General features: G+C 54.4%; 16 protein-coding genes. 9 read left to right on the top strand and 7 right to left on the bottom strand.

Features of this window, described 5'->3' with window-relative positions:
• Positions 1–76 precede the first annotated feature (76 nt).
• Both ASN_RS07305 and ASN_RS07300 read left to right on the top strand, forming a co-directional pair.
• On the top strand, positions 77–1,351 hold the full coding sequence (locus ASN_RS07305; protein WP_058987747.1) for a hypothetical protein: 1,275 nt from the start codon (positions 77–79) through the stop codon (positions 1,349–1,351).
• On the top strand, positions 1,293–1,580 hold the full coding sequence (locus ASN_RS07300; RefSeq protein WP_058987746.1) for a transposase: 288 nt from the start codon (positions 1,293–1,295) through the stop codon (positions 1,578–1,580). The genes ASN_RS07305 and ASN_RS07300 overlap by 59 nt, the downstream gene beginning before the upstream one ends.
• Here the strand turns inward: ASN_RS07300 and tnpC are convergent, their stop codons facing one another.
• The 3 genes from tnpC to tnpA all read right to left on the bottom strand — a co-directional run bounded on the left by tnpC (position 1,581) and on the right by tnpA (position 3,958).
• Complete coding sequence (gene tnpC, locus ASN_RS07295) at positions 1,581–3,191, bottom strand: IS66 family transposase (RefSeq protein WP_058986868.1); 1,611 nt, start codon at positions 3,189–3,191, stop codon at positions 1,581–1,583. It lies immediately after the preceding gene.
• A gap of 63 nt (positions 3,192–3,254) precedes the next feature.
• Positions 3,255–3,602 carry an IS66 family insertion sequence element accessory protein TnpB gene (tnpB, locus tag ASN_RS07290; protein ID WP_010510701.1) on the bottom strand — a complete coding sequence of 116 codons (348 nt, stop codon included), beginning with the start codon at positions 3,600–3,602 and terminating at the stop codon, positions 3,255–3,257.
• Positions 3,599–3,958 carry an IS66-like element accessory protein TnpA gene (gene tnpA / locus ASN_RS19200; RefSeq protein ID WP_058986867.1) on the bottom strand — a complete coding sequence of 120 codons (360 nt, stop codon included), beginning with the start codon at positions 3,956–3,958 and terminating at the stop codon, positions 3,599–3,601. The genes tnpB and tnpA overlap by 4 nt, the downstream gene beginning before the upstream one ends.
• A 110-nt stretch (positions 3,959–4,068) precedes the next feature.
• Here tnpA and ASN_RS20510 point away from each other — a divergent pair, with 110 nt between their 5' ends.
• Together ASN_RS20510 and ASN_RS07280 are read left to right on the top strand one after the other, a co-directional pair.
• On the top strand, positions 4,069–4,581 hold the full coding sequence (locus tag ASN_RS20510; RefSeq protein WP_197603356.1) for an IS5 family transposase: 513 nt from the start codon (positions 4,069–4,071) through the stop codon (positions 4,579–4,581).
• Complete coding sequence (locus ASN_RS07280) at positions 4,551–5,420, top strand: hypothetical protein (RefSeq protein WP_058987745.1); 870 nt, start codon at positions 4,551–4,553, stop codon at positions 5,418–5,420. The genes ASN_RS20510 and ASN_RS07280 overlap by 31 nt, the downstream gene beginning before the upstream one ends.
• An 11-nt stretch (positions 5,421–5,431) precedes the next feature.
• On the opposite strand, the gene ASN_RS07275 is transcribed toward ASN_RS07280, so the two are convergent.
• Positions 5,432–6,850, bottom strand: a complete 1,419-nt coding sequence (locus ASN_RS07275) for a helix-turn-helix transcriptional regulator (protein WP_058987744.1) — start codon at positions 6,848–6,850, stop codon at positions 5,432–5,434.
• Positions 6,851–6,969: 119 nt separating this feature from the next.
• Here ASN_RS07275 and ASN_RS07270 point away from each other — a divergent pair, with 119 nt between their 5' ends.
• From ASN_RS07270 to ASN_RS07255, 4 genes are all read left to right on the top strand, one after another.
• Complete coding sequence (locus tag ASN_RS07270) at positions 6,970–8,550, top strand: MmgE/PrpD family protein (protein ID WP_058987743.1); 1,581 nt, start codon at positions 6,970–6,972, stop codon at positions 8,548–8,550.
• A 79-nt stretch (positions 8,551–8,629) separates the two neighbouring features.
• Positions 8,630–9,802, top strand: a complete 1,173-nt coding sequence (gene prpC, locus ASN_RS07265) for a bifunctional 2-methylcitrate synthase/citrate synthase (protein WP_058987742.1) — start codon at positions 8,630–8,632, stop codon at positions 9,800–9,802.
• A complete protein-coding gene (prpB, locus tag ASN_RS07260; RefSeq protein WP_058987741.1) occupies positions 9,799–10,731 on the top strand; it encodes a methylisocitrate lyase in 933 nt (310 codons plus the stop codon). The genes prpC and prpB overlap by 4 nt, the downstream gene beginning before the upstream one ends.
• A gap of 50 nt (positions 10,732–10,781) precedes the next feature.
• Complete coding sequence (locus ASN_RS07255; protein WP_058987740.1) at positions 10,782–12,032, top strand: MFS transporter; 1,251 nt, start codon at positions 10,782–10,784, stop codon at positions 12,030–12,032.
• Positions 12,033–12,162: 130 nt separating this feature from the next.
• On the opposite strand, the gene ASN_RS07250 is transcribed toward ASN_RS07255, so the two are convergent.
• A complete protein-coding gene (locus ASN_RS07250) occupies positions 12,163–12,432 on the bottom strand; it encodes an HU family DNA-binding protein (RefSeq protein WP_006557723.1) in 270 nt (89 codons plus the stop codon).
• A 113-nt stretch (positions 12,433–12,545) separates the two neighbouring features.
• Between ASN_RS07250 and ASN_RS07245 the strand changes: the two genes are divergently transcribed.
• Positions 12,546–13,475, top strand: coding sequence for a rhamnan synthesis F family protein (locus ASN_RS07245; RefSeq protein WP_058987739.1), 930 nt, complete (start codon positions 12,546–12,548; stop codon positions 13,473–13,475).
• Positions 13,476–13,792: 317 nt separating this feature from the next.
• On the opposite strand, the gene ASN_RS07240 is transcribed toward ASN_RS07245, so the two are convergent.
• Complete coding sequence (locus ASN_RS07240; protein WP_058987738.1) at positions 13,793–15,226, bottom strand: beta strand repeat-containing protein; 1,434 nt, start codon at positions 15,224–15,226, stop codon at positions 13,793–13,795.
• A gap of 376 nt (positions 15,227–15,602) precedes the next feature.
• The gene (locus tag ASN_RS07235) at positions 15,603–18,473 is read right to left on the bottom strand and encodes a glycosyltransferase (RefSeq protein WP_197603343.1); all 2,871 of its coding nucleotides are present in this window, start codon (positions 18,471–18,473) and stop codon (positions 15,603–15,605) included.
• Positions 18,474–18,547: the final 74 nt, after the last annotated feature.

Here is an 18,547-nt window from a genome sequence, read left to right as displayed (position 1 = left end):
AAAACGTAGGGGATGGCTTCTTGTAACCGTTGCCATTGCAGGCAGTATTCTTGCCGGCTTTCCAGAAACTGCTTACATGAATGGGCTGTTGGCACTTGCTATTATTACATGGCGTGTTTTCCAATCGCCCCGTTTTTATAGAAAAGCCATTATCTTCCGCATCCTTTACGGCGGCATCTTGGGGCTCTGTCTTTCAGCACCGGCATGGCTTTCTTTTGCCCTTTCTCTGCCTGTTTCTCTTGTTGGTATGAATGCTGATTTCGGGAATGCTCATTTTCTTTCCGGCAGTACAGCCCTTCATTTTTTCCCCTACCTTTTTGGCGCGGAACAGGGGAGGATGGATCTAGTAGAGCTCTGGTGGCATACGGGAGGATATATTGATCTCGGTTTGCTTACATTAGCGGCTCTTGCGTTTACAATACCATCAACATCATACAGCAGTTTGCGTTATGTCTTAGGTGCGTGGCTTATTCTTACAGCCATGAAAGCCGAGGGTGTACATTTTGTTAGCAAAATTATAGATCTGATCCCCCTTATTCGGCAGACAATGTTTTTTGTCTATGCCTCACCGGGCTGGTGGTTTGCATTAACTCTTTTGGCCGCCATAACAATTGATAGCTATTCACATACGAACACATCGAAAAAATCATCCATCTTTTTAATGAGTGGCATTATTTTTTCGGCAGCATTGCTCTCTCTTCTTTACGCAAGGCATGCACTGACGCTGCAACAACATCTTCCCCATGCCAATTTATTGAATTATGCTTCTACTTTATGGGGATTTTCTATTCTATTTTTAATTGTTTTTGTAGCTATTAGCGCAAAAAAGAAAGATGTTTTTCTTTCGTCTATCGGCATAACAAATGCTGTTCTGTTATTTTGTGTGCCCGTGCTGTGTGGATCACGTAACGCAAAAATTGACTATCCTGCCCTTGACTGGCTCAAAAGAGAAACAGCCTTCACGCGTGTTGTCTCTTTTGGAACTCTTCCTCCGAATTATGGTGCCTATTACGGTATTAAGTCTATTAACTATACTTATCTACCTGTCCCTCGTGTTTTTGCAGAAACGTTAGACGCCAACATCGATCCGAATATCGATCCTAGCGGGTTTTATACACCAGGCCTCGGTCAGAAATACAGTGATGCCTCATCTATCCATGATATGAATCTTTACCTTTCCGCGTCTTCGCCCAATACATTGAGCAGCCTGCACTGGCTAGGTTCTGTTGACAAAAGGTCTTTGCAGACTGGCCTGGACGTGATTCAGCGCTGGTCTTTGTGGAGACCTGTGGATGCGTGGCGACCTGACGGACGAGGAATGGGCGATCATTGGCAGCCTGCTGCCGCCTGAACGTGGCCGCTGGTCAAGACCGGCACAGGATAACCGTCTGTTTCTCAATGGAATGCTTTATGTCCTGCGTGTCAGTTGCCCATGGCGGGACATGCATGAGCGCTACGGTAAATGGAACTCGGTCTATGTGCGGTTCCGTCGATGGGCAGAGCAAGGTGTCTGGGACGCTCTGCTGGAAACGCTGGTTGAACTCGGTCTGACCGTAACCGGCCGTTCTGTGCCGCCTTGATTATGCGGCCTTTTTGTGAAGCGTATTCGCGGGTTGCCAGTTCCATGGCAACAATTCGTGGAGGCGGTTGATCTTGTGTTCGTTGATGCGGGCGAGAACATCGGCGAGGTAATCGTGCGGGTTGAGGCCTGAAAGTTTTGCGCTTTCGATAAGCGTCATGGCATCAGCGATGTTGTCGCCCCCGGCGTCTGAACCGGCAAACAGATAGTTTTTCCGCCCGACGCATACCGGTCGTATGGCCCGTTCGGCAGGATTGTTGTCGATGGCAACACGACCATCTTCGAGGAAGAGGGTAAAGGCTGCCCACCGGTTGAGCGCATAACGGATTGCTTTTGCCAGTTCCCCCTTGCCAGGGATACGGGCGAGCTGTGTTTCGCACCATGCGTGGAATGCTGTGACACGAGGGCGGCTTTTTTCCTGTCGGACAGCCAGACGATACGGAGCAGGAGACCCGGTGAGCTGCCGCTCGATATCGTAGAGTTCCCCGATCTGCTCGAGTGCTTCCCTTGCGATTGTCGAATCACTGCCCTTCCAGACATCATGGAAGGCCCTGCGGAGATGAGCCCAGCAGGCCGCTTCGCGCACATGCACGGTTCCCGTTGCATCGGGTTTATACAGATCCCTGAACCCCGCGTAGGCGTCAGCCTGCAGAATGCCCCGGAACTGTGCCAGATGGGTCTGGGGATTGATCCCCTTGCGATCGGGAGAGAACCAGTAGGCCACGGCGGGCGGATCACTCCCGCCCCAGGGGCGGGGATCGCGCAGATAGGTCCAGATCCGCCCTTCCTTCACACCACGTGGTTTCCCAGCCTGGCGCAGACGGGAATCAAGAACCTGGATGGGTGTATCATCGGCATGCAGCAGGTCTGCCTTTACGACATCCTGACGGATCAGATCTGTGAGAGGACGCAGAACGGCAACGGCCTGACCACACCAGTCGATCAGGGTTGAACGGGGAATGTCCACACCCTGACGGGCAAAGATCTCGTTCTGACGATAAAGCGGGATATGGTCATCGAATTTCGAGACCAGGATATGGGCCAGAAGCCCGGGGCCAGCCATCCCCCGTGGAACAGGGCGCGACGGTGCTTCAGGCTGCACCATCGTTTCGCAATGGCGGCAGGATTTCTTCAGCCGTGCCGTTTCGACAACTTTCAGTTTTGCCGCAATAAAGTCCAGTATTTCGGTGACATCTTCGCCTACAAGACGCAGAGGACCGCCACAGGCAGGACAGGCCTCACCCGGGTCGAGAACAATACGCTCCCGTGGTGTCGTGTCAGAAACCTGTGGTTTGCCACGCTGCCGTGGGGGAGAGACTGCATCATCGCTGACATCATGCTCCCTGATATCAGGAGAAGGATCGGCTGCCGCGATGGCGATTTTTACATCTTCAAGGAGCAGTTCGAGCTGTTCAATCTCACGGTCTATCTTTTCTGAACTGGCCCCGAATTTCTGTTTCTGAAGGCGTGCGATCCGGATTTTGAGAGACTGGACAAGAGCCTCATACGCACGGGCCGACGCAGAAAGCCGGGCCACTTCGGTCTGCAGGGAAACAATCATTTCCCTCAGGATATCCGGATCATCAGGCAGGACCACGGGTGCAGGCGTCATTATGAAAAAATAGCAGAAAATCTAAGAAAATTCAAAAGGTTCTACACGATCACGCCATAAAAATCAGGCTACGCGAGACGGTGGTGCAGACCAGGAAGGGCGTCTCCACTCCATGCCTTCCCACAGCATGGCCATCTGTGCTGTCGTCAGGCGTGCAACGCCCTCTGCCGGAGACGGCCATGGAAAACGTCCCTTCTCAAGCACCTTGTAATAAAGACAGAACCCCTGACCGTCCCACATCAGAAGCTTGATCCTGTCGCCACGGCGACCACGAAAAGCAAAGAGCGCCCCTGATGTCGGGTTCTGACGCAGCACGTCCTGTGCCAGTGCTGCCAGACCCGATATGCCCTTGCGCATATCGGTCACCCCGCAGGCCAGATAGACACGCACGCCGTTGCCCACGCCAATCATGCCGTCTCCGCAATCTGGATGACCCGGGCCAGAAGATCTTCGGCAGGATGTCCCGTCACCCTGATACTACGGCCATTGCGCAGCACTATGGCCAGTTCGTCAGGTCCACCGCCAGATGTCACAGCAGGTGTCGTCACTGAAGCAACAGGAATAAACGCCACAGACTGATCTGGCGAAGATAGTCTTTGACGGAATGAACTCCGCCATTGGTAAAGGTGTTGGCGGGTCAGGTCATGCCGACGTGCCACATCCGATACACTCGCTCCATCCACACCAACTTCAGACAGTATCGCCAGTTTGCGTTCATCCGACCAGCGGCGACGGCGTTCAACACCAATCAGGATTTCCTGGGCCATTCTTACCTCTCAAATGACGTCAATAACGACGTCGTTAACGACGGTAAGTTACCAGTCACAATCTTTAATCATAAGGCGGCCTCAAACGGCCGGTTACGTCTGACCGATGACTGGCAGCACATGATCGACAGCACGGTCGTTCGGGCTCACAGCCAGGCGGCTGGCGCAAAAGGGGGACGCATAAGGAAGGCTTTGGTCGAAGCCGCGGCGGCTTTACGAGCAAGATCCACGCCCGTGCCGACGGTCAGGGACGCCCTCTTGGCTTCGACCTGACGGGGGGTGAAGTTTCTGATTATTCCGGCGCTGATGCCCTGTTGGACCTGCCAGTCGTGACACCGCGCCGACTTCTGGCCGACAAGGGGTATGATAGTGACAGGATACGGGAGAACCTGCTTTTTCGAGGCATTCTTCCCGTAATCCCACCGCGTTCAAATCGCACAGAGGATATTCCCTGCGACTTCCGTCGTTATCGGGATCGAAACCGTATCGAGCGGATGTTCAACAAACTGAAGCAGTTCCGACGTATCGCCACACGATATGACAAGACAAGAAAATCGTTCCTCGCCTTTCTTAACCTCGCAGCCGTAAAAATGTGGCTACCGTCTTTTGTCAACAGAACCTAAGCCAACACGGCGTCGGGCTCGTCGCAGTTTCTCCCGAAAAAAATATCTGGCAAGACATTCTTCTAACCCACCCCGTTGCAGGAAATGCCCAAGCATATGATTTCACCGCAGGCCCCCTCTCCGGCCATATCCCTGCTCCCCGCAACAAGGGGGCCGCTGTAAGCAAGGTGGGTATTGCCGTTGGCACATTTTCTGGGCGTGCTACAGGAAAAATCAATATCAGATTATGTAGCAAAGATGTGTGTCAATCAGGAACAACATCCGTAGATCAAACTCCGGACAACACCGTTATCTTTATTCCTCTTGATCAGAAACTGGCTATTACCGGGCCTGAGGACTTGAGTTGGTCCATCTCTACAGATGGCAATGACATTAAACCGGCAGTCTGGGTGTGGCAGAATAAAGAAAATGGTGAGCTGTCTCCCATGATGCCACTTCAGACAGAATTTGATCCACCGGACTATGTGAAGCTTTCCTATCAGGATCCTTACATAACCATATGGAAACTTTCCAATGCTGCCCCTTATTTTTCTGCAGACAACTGTCATCTGACAATTCACTCTACAGAGAAACTTGAAGCTGATTGCGAGAATAAAGGCACCCTTGTTCGCCAGGAAATTGCCTATCCGGGATGGCATGTCACTGTAAACGGTGTGCACACAAAAACAGGGGCTACAAAAGACGGGCTTTTTCAGACAGCAAACCTTGTTTCTGGGCACAACACCATTACGTTCACCTATGCTCCACCCAAAGGAGTGTTAATGCTTTTCCTGTTTATTGTTGGACTATTGGGAACGGGAATAGGTTTTTACCGATCTCGTCCCATCTCCTTGCACTAAACACCGTCCACTTACATCTTGGCAGCGCGGTACGGTACAACCCCGCGCTCCTCACTTCCTGCATCTATGCCTCTTCCTGAAACAGGAAGAGAGCGGTGGCGACAATCATCCCGCGCGCAGGCCCGGCAGCCTGGGCCAATAGGCACAGCATTTCTCTGGTCGGCTACATCCAGGCCTGCTGCGTAAATCATCCGCCCTGCGTGACGAATATCGCAACCCAGCACAACGGCAACCTGACGCGGGCGATCAAAATAAGACATGCTGCTGTGCCGCACGGTGCGGGCCACATTCAGGTACACAACATCATCCGTCATACGAGAAAGCTGCACCTGCACCTGCCCCGGTGTCGTGAACGCCCGAAAGATGTTCCACAAAGGACAAGGACCACCAAAACGTGACTGCATGAAATGGTTTGCTGAAAAACTTTTCAGAATATTTCCTGCAATATCCAGTTTCATGAAGTAAAACGGGATACCCTCCGCCCCAGGGCGCTGAAACGTGCTCAGCCTGTGACAGGCCTGCTCAAAGCTGACACCAAACCGACGGTGCAACCGGTCTATATCATGCTGCATTTCCACTGCCGCCGTTCTGTATAATTCATAAGGCAGCAGAAGAGCTCCTGCAAAGTAATTGCCCAGATACAGCCTGGCCAGAGCACGGGCGTTCTCCCCTTTGGGGCCGGACCGTCGCAGAATACGGTCCATCACGGCCCCCTGCTCCAGTTGCCCGACAACCTGCGCCAGACAGAACAGACTATCTTCGGCCAAAACATCCTGAGACAGAAAGAGGGTATTGGTTTTCTGCTCCAGACGCCACCGCACGCCGCGCTGCTCCAGGGCGTGATCTGTTACAATCTGAAGGCGGTGCTCATCCTGCAAATACTGTATCAGTGCGGGGTGCAACCATCCTTCCTTCGGGGCCAGCTTTCCGTAAAGGGCTTCAGCCGCACTATCCAGCGCATGAAAATAATTGTGATTGGCCTGCACCCAGTCTCCCACAGCTTCATACGGCTCTATCACGGGCTGCGGCGGTGCATCCGCCAGAGATGCAGCCTGCTCCTGTGCATTTCTGTAGGCACTGTAAAGCTGCATAACTGCATGCCCCAGTGCGGGTGCTTTCTGCGCGGCTGTCAGCATTTCTGAAAAATTCGGCCGGGCTGCGTCAAACAGGGGGTCTGCCAGAACTTCCCGCAAAGCCTGAACCAGACGCACTTCTTCCATATCGCTGAAATATGCAGGGCTTACGCCAAACACCCGGCACACATCTTCCAGATGTCGCTCCGGCAGGGGGCGTTGATCCCGCTCTATCTGGTTCAGATAGCTGGCTGAAATACCCAGCTTTTGCGCCAGAACGGCCTGCGTCAGTTCGGCTTGCTGCCGCAGCGTGTTCAACCGGCTTCCTACAAACAGCTTTGTGGCTGGTTTTTTCATGTTCGCAATCTTTGCAATACGGGCGTTTTTCTTCGCCTCTTTCCGCTTTTATCCAGCTTCTTTCTTGGGGGGCTACTCTGCAACACTCGGGCCAAGGATACAAATCAAAGGGTCTGACCATGCAATCCCATCAGGTTACCGTTCACCCCGAAACCGACCGCCTGCCCCGCACAGAGCAACTGGCATGGAAAATTGCCGAAGTCGCTGCTGACCCTGTGCCGGTGGAACCCGAGGTGGCGGAAATGGTCATCAACCGCGTGATTGATAACGCCTCCGTCGCGCTGGCGTCTCTCAACCGGCATCCGGTCATGAGTGCGCGGGCTCAGGCTGTCGCACACGCTCACCCCGGCGGGGCCACCCTGTTCGGACTGGGGCCGGATATCCGCGTGCATGCAGAATGGGCCGCGTGGGCCAACGGAACTGCCGTGCGCGAACTGGATTATCACGATACTTTTCTGGCAGCGGACTACTCCCACCCGGGAGACAACATCCCTCCCCTGTTGGCGGTCGCCCAACAATGCGCCTCCTCCGGTGCGGATTTGATCCGAGCGGTTGCCACCGGTTACGAAATCCAGATTGATCTCACCCGCGCCATCTGCCTGCATAAGCACAAGATTGACCACGTGGCGCATCTTGGTCCCTCCGTAGCGTCTGGCCTTGGCACACTGCTCAAACTGCCGCCCGCCGTTATTTATCAGGCCATTGGGCAAGCTCTGCACGTTACCACCGCAACCCGCCAGAGCCGCAAGGGCGAGATTTCCTCCTGGAAAGCCTTTGCCCCGGCCCATGCCGGAAAAATGGCCGTGGAAGCCACGGACCGCGCCATGCGGGGTGAAGGCGCACCAAGCCCGATCTATGAAGGGGAAGACAGCGTGATTGCCTGGATGCTGGACGGAAAGGACGCACACTACACCGTGCCCCTCCCCGCACCCGGCGAGCCCAAACGGGCCATTCTCTCCTCCTTCACCAAGGAACATTCTGCGGAGTATCAGAGTCAGGCCCTGATTGATCTGGCCTTCCGTCTAGGCAAGCAGATTGAAAACTTTGAGGATGTGGCAGACATTCTGATCGAAACCAGCCACCACACCCATTACGTGATCGGTACCGGTTCAAACGACCCACAGAAATTTGACCCCACGGCATCGCGTGAAACGCTCGACCATTCCATCATGTATATTGTGGCGGTGGCTCTGCAGGATGGTCGCTGGCACCACGTCCATTCCTATGAGCCCGGACGCGCTCAACGCCCGGACACCGTGCGCCTGTGGCGCAAGATCCGCACCGTGGAAACACCGGAATGGACGGCGCGTTACCATGCAGAAGACCCGGCTGTAAAAGCGTTTGGCGGCAAGATCATCATCCGCATGAAAGACGGACGCGTTCTGGAAGAAGAACAGGCTGTGGCCAATGCCCATCCGCTTGGTAGAACGCCCTGGCAGCGAGCAGACTACATCCGCAAGTTCAAGACTTTGACAGAAGATCTGATCTCGCCTTCCGAATCCGAACGTTTTCTGGAACTGGTGCAAAGGCTGCCTGATCTGAAACCGGCCGATCTGCTCGCGCTGGACCTTGTGGTGCCGCCCAACCGTATCTCGCGGAATCTCAACCCCGGTATTTTTGACTTCAGCCAAAGCGCAACCCGCCAGAATCCATCGGACGCACCTGCACGAGAAACCCCGGCTCTGGCCACTTCGGTCTGACCCTTACCAGCCTGACCACATCGCCACCAACAAGATCAAAAGTGCCGTCAAGGCACCCGCAATTTGGGAGACCCGTGATATGGACAACACCACGACGCTCCATCCCCGCCAGAAAAAATCCGTGGCTCTTTCTGGCGTTTCAGCAGGCAACACCGCTCTGTGCTCCGTCGGCCAGAGCGGGAATGATCTGCACTACCGGGGATATGACATTCAGGATCTGGCCGAAGCCTGTTCCTTTGAAGAAGTCGCCCATCTACTGATTCATGGGCATCTGCCCAATAGTGCTGAGCTACAGCTTTATAAAGAACGCCTCCGCAGCCTGCGGGGCCTGCCAGATGCTGTAATGCGCGTTCTGGAATCCCTGCCAGCCGCAACACACCCCATGGATGTTCTGCGCACGGGTGTTTCTACCCTGGGCTGTGTTCTGCCCGAACGGCCGGATACCCCAAGTGCCGGAGCCCGCACCATAGCGGACAAGCTGATCGCCTGCCTGGCGTCCATGCTGCTGTATTGGTACCATTTCTCCAACCATGGCCGCCGCATTGCCGTGGAAACGGAGGATGACAGCATTGGTGGGCACTTCCTGCACCTGATGCATGGACGCACGCCGCCCAAACACTGGGTAAACGCCATGCACAGCTCACTCATTCTCTATGCGGAGCATGAGTTCAATGCCTCCACCTTTACCTGCCGTGTGGTGGCGGGCACGGGATCGGACATTTATTCCGCCATTACGGCGGGAATCGGTGCGCTTCGTGGCCCCAAACATGGTGGGGCGAACGAGGTCGCGCTTGAAATCCAGCAGCGCTACACCAGTCCAGAAGACGCCGAAACCGACATTCTCCGCAGGCTTGAGGCCAAGGAAGTAATCATCGGTTTCGGGCACCCAGTTTACACCATCTCGGACCCCCGGAACGAGATCATCAAGCGGGCCGCACTGAAGCTGGCGCAGAAAAGCGGGTCACGCCGCCTCTATAATGTAGCCGAACGGATTGAGGGGGTGATGGCGCACAAGCGCAAGATGTTCCCCAATCTCGATTGGTTCAGTGCCGTGGCCTACAGCCACATGGGCATTCCCACCGCCATGTTCACGCCCCTGTTTGTCATCGCCCGCACAGCAGGGTGGAGCGCGCATGTTCTGGAACAACGGCAGGACGGAAAGATCATCCGCCCCTCCGCCACCTATACCGGCCCCGAAAACCGCCGATTCCCCTCCCTGCATGAACGGGATGGACTGGAGAACGCAGCATGACGTACCTGACAGGCAAAACGCAGCCCACCATTCCTGCTGGCCAACGGTTCCGGCAACTGCTGGCGCAGCCAGGCATTCTGCAACTGCCCGGTGCGCATAACGGGCAAGCGGCCTTGCAGGCAAAGGATGCCGGGTTCAATGCCCTTTACCTCTCCGGCGCCGCCATGACAGCCAGCATGGGCCTGCCAGATCTGGGCATTATCACGGTTGATGAGGTCTGTTTCTTCATCCGCCAGATTGTCCGCGCCTCGGAACTGCCGCTGCTGGTGGATGGAGACACGGGCTATGGAGAAATTCTGAATGTGATGAACATGGTGCGGGCCTTTGAAGAAGCCGGAGCCGGAGCCGTGCATGTGGAAGATCAGATTCTGCCCAAGAAATGCGGCCATCTGAACGATAAAAAGCTCAGCACACCGCATGATATGGCGCTGAAAGTGGCCGCCGCCGCCAAAGCCCGGCGGGACATGGTGGTCATTGCCCGCACAGATGCCGCCGCACAGGAAGGCATGGACGGGGCCGTTGCCCGCGCCCGCCTGTATTATGAAGCCGGGGCAGATGCCATTTTCCCCGAAGCGCTGACAACGGCGGAGATGTTCCGCGAATTCGCCCGCCGCCTGCCGGATGTGCCCCTTCTGGCGAACATGACGGAATTTGGACGCACGCCCTTTTTCACAGCGTCGGAGTTCCAGGAGATGGGCTACCGCATGGTCATCTGGCCTGTCAGTTCATTACGAGTCGCAAACAAGGCGCAGGCGGACCTGTACGCCACACTGGCCCAGAACGGCAGCACGGAAGCCATGCTGAGCCGAATGCAGACTCGGGAAGAACTCTACAAAACCCTACGCTATCACGAGTATGAAGCGCTGGATGCCAGCATCATCACCACCGTCCTGCCAGAAACACGGGCAGGTACTCCTAAAGCGGCCTGATCACACAGCCGTTTTTACGCCAGAGGCTGTTCCGGCACTGTTATCCTGCTATGAACAGCCTCATCATGACAGATCATCCGGCGGCTTCTACGCCTCTTCTCGCTTTACCCGGCCTGAAAGCCGTTCTGACAGCGCGCACGTTGTCTGCTTTTTCCTCTCAGGTGCAGGCCGTGGCTGTGGGCTGGCAAATTTATGCCCTCACTCACAGCGCCGCCGCGCTCGGGTTTGTGGGGCTGGCACAGTTCCTTCCCATGGTTGCGTTCATTTTTCCCGCAGGCCACGCGGCGGACCAGCATGACAGACGCCGGATTGTCATCACCTGCCAGACCATCGAAGCCATAGCAGCCGCTTTCATGGCGGTAGCCTCCTTCACCCATCATCTTGCTCCAGGCATGATTTATGGGCTGGTCGCCCTGTTTGGCATGTGCCGCGCCTTTGAAATGCCCGCACAGCAGACCTTTTTGCCCTCCATGGTCTCTGCTGCGGTTTTTCCCAAGGCGGCAGCACTTTCTTCCTCCCTTTTTCAGGTGGCATCCATCGCGGGGCCATCTTTAGGCGGGCTGCTTTATGGGCTGGGAGCCGACGTCTGCTACGCCCTCTGCGCCATTGGATTTGCCGTCTCGGCCTTCGCCACCTTTTCCATGACGCTCCGCTTTCCCGCCCGTGCCAGGCAGCCAGCGAGCCTGGCGGCGGTTTTTGGGGGCATCGCCTTCCTGCGCCGCCGCCCCACCATGCTGGGTGCACTCTCGCTTGATCTATTTGCTGTGCTGTTAGGGGGAGCCACCGCCATGCTGCCTCTCTACGCCACGGACATCCTGCACGCAGGGCCATGGGGGCTGGGTCTTCTGCGGGCAGCGCCTGCCATTGGGGCGTTGGGCGTAGCCGCTGTGCTGGCCCGCTACCCCTTGGGGCGGCACGCTGGGCAGTGGATGTTTGTTTCGGTCGCCATCTTCGGCGTTGCCACCATTCTGTTTGGCCTTTCCAGCTCCATTCCGCTCTCCGTTCTGGCGCTGGCGGTTCTGGGCGGCGCGGACGTTATCAGCGTGATGGTCCGCAGTTCTCTTGTTCAGTTAGGCACACCAGATGAAATGCGTGGGCGTGTTTCCGCCGTGAACATGCTGTTTATTGGCTCATCCAATCAGCTTGGCGAATTTGAAAGCGGCATGCTGGCCAGCCTGATCGGCGCCGTCCCTGCCGTTGTGGTTGGAGGCTTGGGGACATTGGCCATTACGGGCCTGTGGATGATCATGTTCCCCGGTCTCAGGCAACTCGACCGGCTGGAAGACATCAAACCGGACTGATCGGTACAATCCTCCAGCCTGTCCGGTTGGTCTCATATAAAAACAGCCCGGAAGGTCTCCCTTCCGAGCTGTTTCGACCAAGAAACATTGTAATAAAACTGAAATGCTTCCTGCGTGTGGCCGTAAAGGCTCAGACCGCCTTTTTCAGGTTGGGGCTGGCCTTGAAACGAACGGTCTTGCCTGCTTTCACCTTCACAGGTTCACCCGTGCGAGGATTCAGCGCTTTGCGAGCTTTGGTTTTGCGGACAGTGAACGTTCCGAAAGACGGCAGGGTAAACCCACCTTCCCGCTTCAGTTCTTCTATGATCGCATCCATCAGATCGTTCGCTGCCTGATTGGCGGCCACGCCGGTGCAGTTGATCGAATCCTGGATCACCGCAGCAATAAAGGCCTTGCTCATTGAGACCGTATCTCCTTTTCAGACAGAACTATGTGAGTAACAATTATTCGGTTACGATAACCAACAACACTCGCGGCTTGTAGTCATATTTTCACGAAAAAACCAACTTAAAAATGCATTCAGTTTCGATTTCTCCCGCCACCATCAGCGAAAACGCTGTTGAAAGTGCCCCTTCGGGTCCCCTTCCACCGGGATCAGTCTGCCTGTTTGCTGCCTATACGCCAAATGGTAATTTGCCGCCATATACCTGTTTTTACCTGAAAAATCTCAAACGCTGTGGCCTGACAGTGCATATTGTACTCTCCGGCTGTTCAGTTATAACAGAAGAAACGCGTCTGTTTTGTAACGCGCAGGCTTTTACCGTCTGGCACCGGCCCAATGGCGGCCTTGATTTTGGCGCATGGCGCTTTCTGCTCGGCAAGAACCTCGTTCAGACCGCGCCCTATATCGTCTTTGCGAATGATAGTGTCTTTGGTCCACTCGCTCCCCTTCCCCCGCTTCTCCGGCTTTTACAGGCGGATACACGCCCTGCGTGGGGACTAGTGGCGTCCCGTGCCGTTACGCCGCACCTGCAGTCCTGGTTTATCGGCTTTTCTCGCGCCACATTTGAACAGGACGCCGTTCAAAGAGTCTTCTCCCTTCCCTTTGAAGACATGACACGTGCTGAAATTATATGGCATGGCGAACTTGGGCTTTCCGTTGCTCTGCGTTCAGCAGGAATTCCTCTGCATGCGTTATGGAGTGATGAAAGCAGTCCATTCGCCCGTATATTCCCCACCAACCCCATGCATTCCCATTGGCGTTCGCTTATTCGGTCAGGCCGAGTTCCTTTTCTGAAACAGGAATTACTTCGCGATAACCCTTTCGCTCTTTCAGAAGTCAAAAACTGGCGCTCGATCATTCCTCCACAGTGTGGTTTTGACCCGGATTGGATTGAAACTTACCTGAGCCAACATCCACCTCGGTCATTTCGGCAGAAATCGACTTGGAAAGGACGATTACTTTATAAAGCCGTAAACATATCTGATTATTTTAAATGTTAGAATTTTGACGCAGTCAAAAACTAAAAAACACTGAGCACTTAATATTTTGTTATTATACAAAACATATTTTTATTATTTATTTTTGAAAAATTCTATTCAATTCTATTTATCATTTTACAGAAAAACAATTTCTATCATCAATAATGCCAAATCGAAATATTGAGAACATAAAATAATTCTACTATCACTTAAGAAATGAATACACTCTTATGTGCAGCCCTTTTAAAAGGCATACTACCTCGTTGTTTAACATTCCCCATAAAAAAACCGGGCTGTTAAGCCCGGTTTCTTCAACACATAAAATCTAAACTGAGATCTTATTTAATGTTGTTAGCAATGTTGAACTGGCTGGTGTTCAGGCTGTCAACGCCAACAAACGTAATCTGGCTCTGGTCAGACAGAGTGATGGTCGTGTTGCCATCTTTATGCGTTGCAGCATCCAGAACCTTCTGCAGGTCTGCATCGCTGTAACCGTAGTTTACCAGCAGAACAGAGTTGCCGGCTGCGCTACCGAAGTCAGAGATGGTGTAGTCTGCACCAGCAATCCCGTCACGGAAGCCGAACACGTTTGCTGCGCCCGTGCCACCCTGCATGGTTGCGTTGCCCACGCCACCAACCAGCGTATCGCTGGCGGAACCACCGATGAAAAGCTGGTTACCCGTGCCATAGGTTGTGCCGAATGCATGAATACCGAATGCGGAAGAAGCGCCATCCAGCGTTTCATTGCCTTCGTTTGCAACAAACAGAGACGTGCCAGCCGTAGAGTTGACAATCGCATCCAGACCGTTCGCACCGAAGATGGTGGTCTGGCCAGCCGTGATGGTGGTAACGCCCGTGCCACGGATGAAGGTCAGAGAACCGCTGACATCCACGTTGGCTGCATTGGTGTTGGAAACTTCAAAGTCACCGTAAGCAGCGGAAATGGTGCTCAGCTGGCCACCAATAACCGTTCCGGTAGAACCGGCCAGGTTGATGGAGGTGTGCGGAACGCTGGTATCATTACCGTTGGAACCACCGATAACAGTGCTTCCACCACCAACCGTGATCTGCTCACCATCGGCGCTGTTATCAACAACCAGAGAGTTTGCACCCACCTGCACAACAGAGCTGGCACCGTTCAGGGTGATGTTCTGCGTGCCTGCCGTTGCGGTAATGGTGTCCTGCCCATCGGAGTGGACATAGTTAACACCCGTGCCCAGCGTGATGGTGTTGTCACCAGCGCCTGCGGCAATCGTGTTGTTGCCAGCACCGGTATCAATAATATCGTTGCCGTCACCGGTCAGGATGTTCCAGTCACCAGCGGTGCTGAGGTTGCTGCCCTGGAAACGGTTGTCACCGGAACCAGCCAGGAACGTACCGCTCTGGCTGCCTGCGCGGAAAGAGATACCGGCTTCGGTGCCACCCAGAACCGTTACGTTCTGTGCCGTGTCCTTGGTGATATCAACATTCACCCAACCGGCAAGAGCGGAACCCGGCTGAGCCGTGGAATCAGAGCCGATGGACAGCCATTCGGCATTACCTGCTACGTTGTAGGAACCAGCGGAGGTGATCACTCCGTATCCAGCCTGGTTGCTACCAGCCTGTCCATTATTAGCGCCCGGGGTCAGGTACCGCACATCAAGCGTATCGACAACGCCGCTCAGCTTAGAGGAAAGAGCGTCAGCCTGCTTGACGAGGGTCGAGTTCTGCGAACCATCGACAGTAACCTGTACCTGTCCACCTGACGCACCGACAACGGTGATAATCGCCATTTATTTCGTCCTTCTCACTCTCCGCTGCGGCGCGAAAAACCCTTACCTTCACAGCGGCATACTTCTGTCATGTTCAGTTCTAGGCGAATCATCCGCGAGCTTGCAAGCATATTTTGAGTATTTGCCGGGTATATTCGCTTTTTTAACACCCCCGTCTCATAACAGAAACGCGGTCAGTTCTTTTGACCGTACGTTACAAAACTACAGCGTCAAATACCGCACCAAGATAGCAGAGCATTTTTCTTGCGGTTTACAGCCAATAGACTCGCCAATGCGCACAATTGCACAACGACCGGCCTTTTCTACTCGCCTGTCCTTTCAACAGCAACATTTCTGCATTCTATCTAAATGAGAAAATATTGCTGTCATTTCCCTCTTACAGGCAGACTCGACTCTGTTTTTCTTCGGAAAGAACTGCTTCATACAGGCTCAAAAGTTGATCCGCCTGCGCCGAATAGGTGGGCAGCGCCCCCTTAAGAGGGTTTTCATAATTTTCCAGCATGGCGGCATTCTCAAGTAATGAGCTTATGGCGCTCCTCAATCCTTCAGACCGCCCATCTAGTTCTATATAAGTGCCATTTACCCCATCAACCACGTCTTCAGACTGACCACCGGGCGCGGTTGTGACAACCCATACATCACGCGCCAGAGCTTCACGCACTGTCAGGCCAAAACTTTCTTTCCATTGGGAAGGGAAAAGAAGAACATCGATTCTATCAAAAAAATCATCAACGTCTTCAGGAGTATAGGACGGAATGACCTCCACTTTCCCGCCTACTTTCCATAAACGTGTATCAATCGATTTGAATCCGAGCTTGAGTGTATTATCAACCAGCACCAGTTCCCAATCTGTTCTTTCCAATGCCTCGAAGGCTTTCCTTACAAGGGGAAACCCTTTTACGGCCTCATTCCCCCCCACATACCCGAAGCGAACAGGTGCCCCCGGTTTACGCTTAAGATGGGGGCGTTTGGGCCAGACAAAGCCATTCCTGTTGACAACAAGCCGGTCAACCGGAACGCCATTGGCTGCATAAAGCTCAAGATGAGACTGACTAGGGCTTAGGAGACGAGAGGCATATTTCAGGCATTCCTGCATCATAAGCATCCGTTCCGACAGATGCCGGACACCGGGCACACAGGTTTCACACACCCGCAGATCTATGGTTTTCTGAAAACAGTATCGGCCGTTTTTCTGCACCATGAACTGGCGATCACATAGCCACCACGCATCATGCAAAGTGACAATGTAAGGAACGCCCAACTCCTGACACACACGCACCAAGGATGTGCCCAGCCCCTGAGTTGCATGAAAATGCACAATCTCCGGCTGCCAGGTCTGAACCCAACTTCTGAAAATTTCTCCAATCGCCGGGTTATCCAGACCTGCAATAGGGTCTTCCGGCACGGGAACAGAAAGTGCCTGCATGTCATGCACCTGATACCGCAGGGCTGAGTTCGGCAGATCCTCCAGAGACGGACGAGAGGTCATGACCGCAACATCCATGCCCCGCTGCTGCATGGCTTTCGCCATTTCCTCCGCAACCAGCGTTGCCCCGCCAAATGAACGGGGCTCAAAGAACACATTCACAACCATAAGGCGGGGTCGTGTATAATCAGGCTTAACGGGTGCGCCAAATGCGGGAAGAACCTGCTGTTGTGCCACCGCCTGCGGACGATAGCGCGCCAGAATATCGGCCCGCGCCTTTTCGCCAATGTCATGGCGCAACGCGGTATTATCCGCCAACGCCAGCAAGCCCGTTTTCCAGTCCTCCGGGGTCACGGCCAGATAGCCGTTTGTTCCCGTCTCAATAACATCCGCAAAGGCCTGAGCCGGAGAACAGACGGAGGGAACAGCAAGAACTGCCGCTTCCAGATATTTTATGTTGCTTTTTGCATCATTGAAAAGGCCGGGCTCCAGAGGAGCAATGGCAATATCCGCCTGCGCAAGAAGCTGCAAATAAGCCGCATAGGAGCGCCCTTGCAGCCTTTCCACCCGGTCTCCCAAAGCGTCAAACTCTGATGGAAGAGTCAGATCACCAACAATCTTCAACCGCATGCGTGGGTTTGCCTGCATGGCGGCCAGAATTCCCGGTGCGGCAACCCGAAAATCCATATCATGCGTCTTGGTGCCAGACCCGTAAAAGACAACGATCTGGCTTTGATCTTCTCCTTCTGCCTGAGCAGGCTGGGCACGGAGCGCGTTTGCCGACGTGAGTGTTTCTACATCCAGCGCGTTCTCAATAACGGCAACATCATTCACGCCAGCCTGGCGCATGGCGTCCGCAAGCCCGCGGGTAGACGCTATAGCCCGACCACAGGCAAGCAGGGCTTTTCTATAATTGGCGACGCCTTCCAGCACATTACGCCGCTCTGCCCCGGAGAGTGTTTTCAGGTTGGTATTTTTCTCATAAGACGCCGGGTCAAAAATAAGGTCATCCACTTCCCACCATGGTGAAAGGGAAAGCCGATGCGCCTCATCTATCAGTTGCATCCCATCCTTGTTTCCTGGCACGCGGTAGAAGACCACCCGGGTACAGACCTGCAACAGGGAAAGCGCACGCGTAATATCGTACCATTCCACCACAACAACCCGCCAGCCGAGGCTTTCCAGCGCCTCCTGCCGTTGCCACACGCGATATTTGGCGCATTGCGGAATGGAAAGTTCAGCAATGATCAGAAACAGAGGCTGGAAATCATCCGTCGTTCGGGCAGGGAGGGAACTGAGGTAGACGTCTTCTGCGCGTTTGCGGCTTTCTTTCTCGGTTGATCTGGAAAGAGACCTTACGGATTTGCGCCCGAAACCCCCTATCCGTGGAATATCCGGCAAACGGGCATGAAGGCGCTCCGCCACACCGCGCCATCCCTCATCCTGCGCAATCTCGCGCACCCTTTGCACAACCTCTTTCACCGGCCGCCCGGAGGGCATGCGCCCTGCCGCAAGAGACCTCACCGCCCGCAGAGGCATGGTCACTTTCCATGAAAGGGATGTCCGCTCCAGATGCCGGTAATGACGCTCGGACGCCAGAGCAGAGAACATGCCATCTGATCGCAGGGAATGCAGGCGCGCACTAGCGCGATATCCCACCACCAGATCTTCCGCCAAGTGAAGCTGCTTTTGCAGGAGCGCATCATCCACGGAGGCCCCCTCGCTCTGAGGAAGGTCCTCTTTTACACCAAGCAAAGAAACCGGATCACGCATCACGTCAGTCATGCCCGAAACATGCCGTTCTTCCTCATGGCTGTCCATAAAAACAAGATATACCCTCGAATACCCCAGTAATACTGGCTCTTTGTTACAGAAACGCCTGAGCAGAAGATCGT

It is taken from the genome of Acetobacter senegalensis (genome assembly GCF_001499615.1).
In the GTDB taxonomy this organism is placed as follows: Bacteria; Pseudomonadota; Alphaproteobacteria; order Acetobacterales; family Acetobacteraceae; genus Acetobacter; species Acetobacter senegalensis.
This window is presented reverse-complemented; position numbering and strand designations above follow the sequence as displayed.

Excerpts from the sequence above, each read along its gene's own strand:
- tnpC (WP_058986868.1), bottom strand. The coding sequence starts at position 3,191 with ATGACGCCTGCACCCGTGGTCCTGCCTGATGATCCGGATATCCTGAGG.
- ASN_RS07250 (WP_006557723.1), bottom strand. The coding sequence starts at position 12,432 with ATGAGCAAGGCCTTTATTGCTGCGGTGATCCAGGATTCGATCAACTGC.
- ASN_RS07275 (WP_058987744.1), bottom strand. The coding sequence starts at position 6,850 with ATGAAAAAACCAGCCACAAAGCTGTTTGTAGGAAGCCGGTTGAACACG.
- ASN_RS07245 (WP_058987739.1), top strand. The coding sequence starts at position 12,546 with ATGCATTCAGTTTCGATTTCTCCCGCCACCATCAGCGAAAACGCTGTT.
- ASN_RS07300 (WP_058987746.1), top strand. The coding sequence starts at position 1,293 with ATGCGTGGCGACCTGACGGACGAGGAATGGGCGATCATTGGCAGCCTG.
- ASN_RS07255 (WP_058987740.1), top strand. The coding sequence starts at position 10,782 with ATGAACAGCCTCATCATGACAGATCATCCGGCGGCTTCTACGCCTCTT.
- ASN_RS07235 (WP_197603343.1), bottom strand. The coding sequence starts at position 18,473 with ATGGACAGCCATGAGGAAGAACGGCATGTTTCGGGCATGACTGACGTG.
- tnpA (WP_058986867.1), bottom strand. The coding sequence starts at position 3,958 with ATGGCCCAGGAAATCCTGATTGGTGTTGAACGCCGTCGCCGCTGGTCG.
- prpC (WP_058987742.1), top strand. The coding sequence starts at position 8,630 with ATGGACAACACCACGACGCTCCATCCCCGCCAGAAAAAATCCGTGGCT.
- tnpB (WP_010510701.1), bottom strand. The coding sequence starts at position 3,602 with ATGATTGGCGTGGGCAACGGCGTGCGTGTCTATCTGGCCTGCGGGGTG.
- ASN_RS07240 (WP_058987738.1), bottom strand. The coding sequence starts at position 15,226 with ATGGCGATTATCACCGTTGTCGGTGCGTCAGGTGGACAGGTACAGGTT.
- prpB (WP_058987741.1), top strand. The coding sequence starts at position 9,799 with ATGACGTACCTGACAGGCAAAACGCAGCCCACCATTCCTGCTGGCCAA.
- ASN_RS07270 (WP_058987743.1), top strand. The coding sequence starts at position 6,970 with ATGCAATCCCATCAGGTTACCGTTCACCCCGAAACCGACCGCCTGCCC.
- ASN_RS07305 (WP_058987747.1), top strand. The coding sequence starts at position 77 with ATGAATGGGCTGTTGGCACTTGCTATTATTACATGGCGTGTTTTCCAA.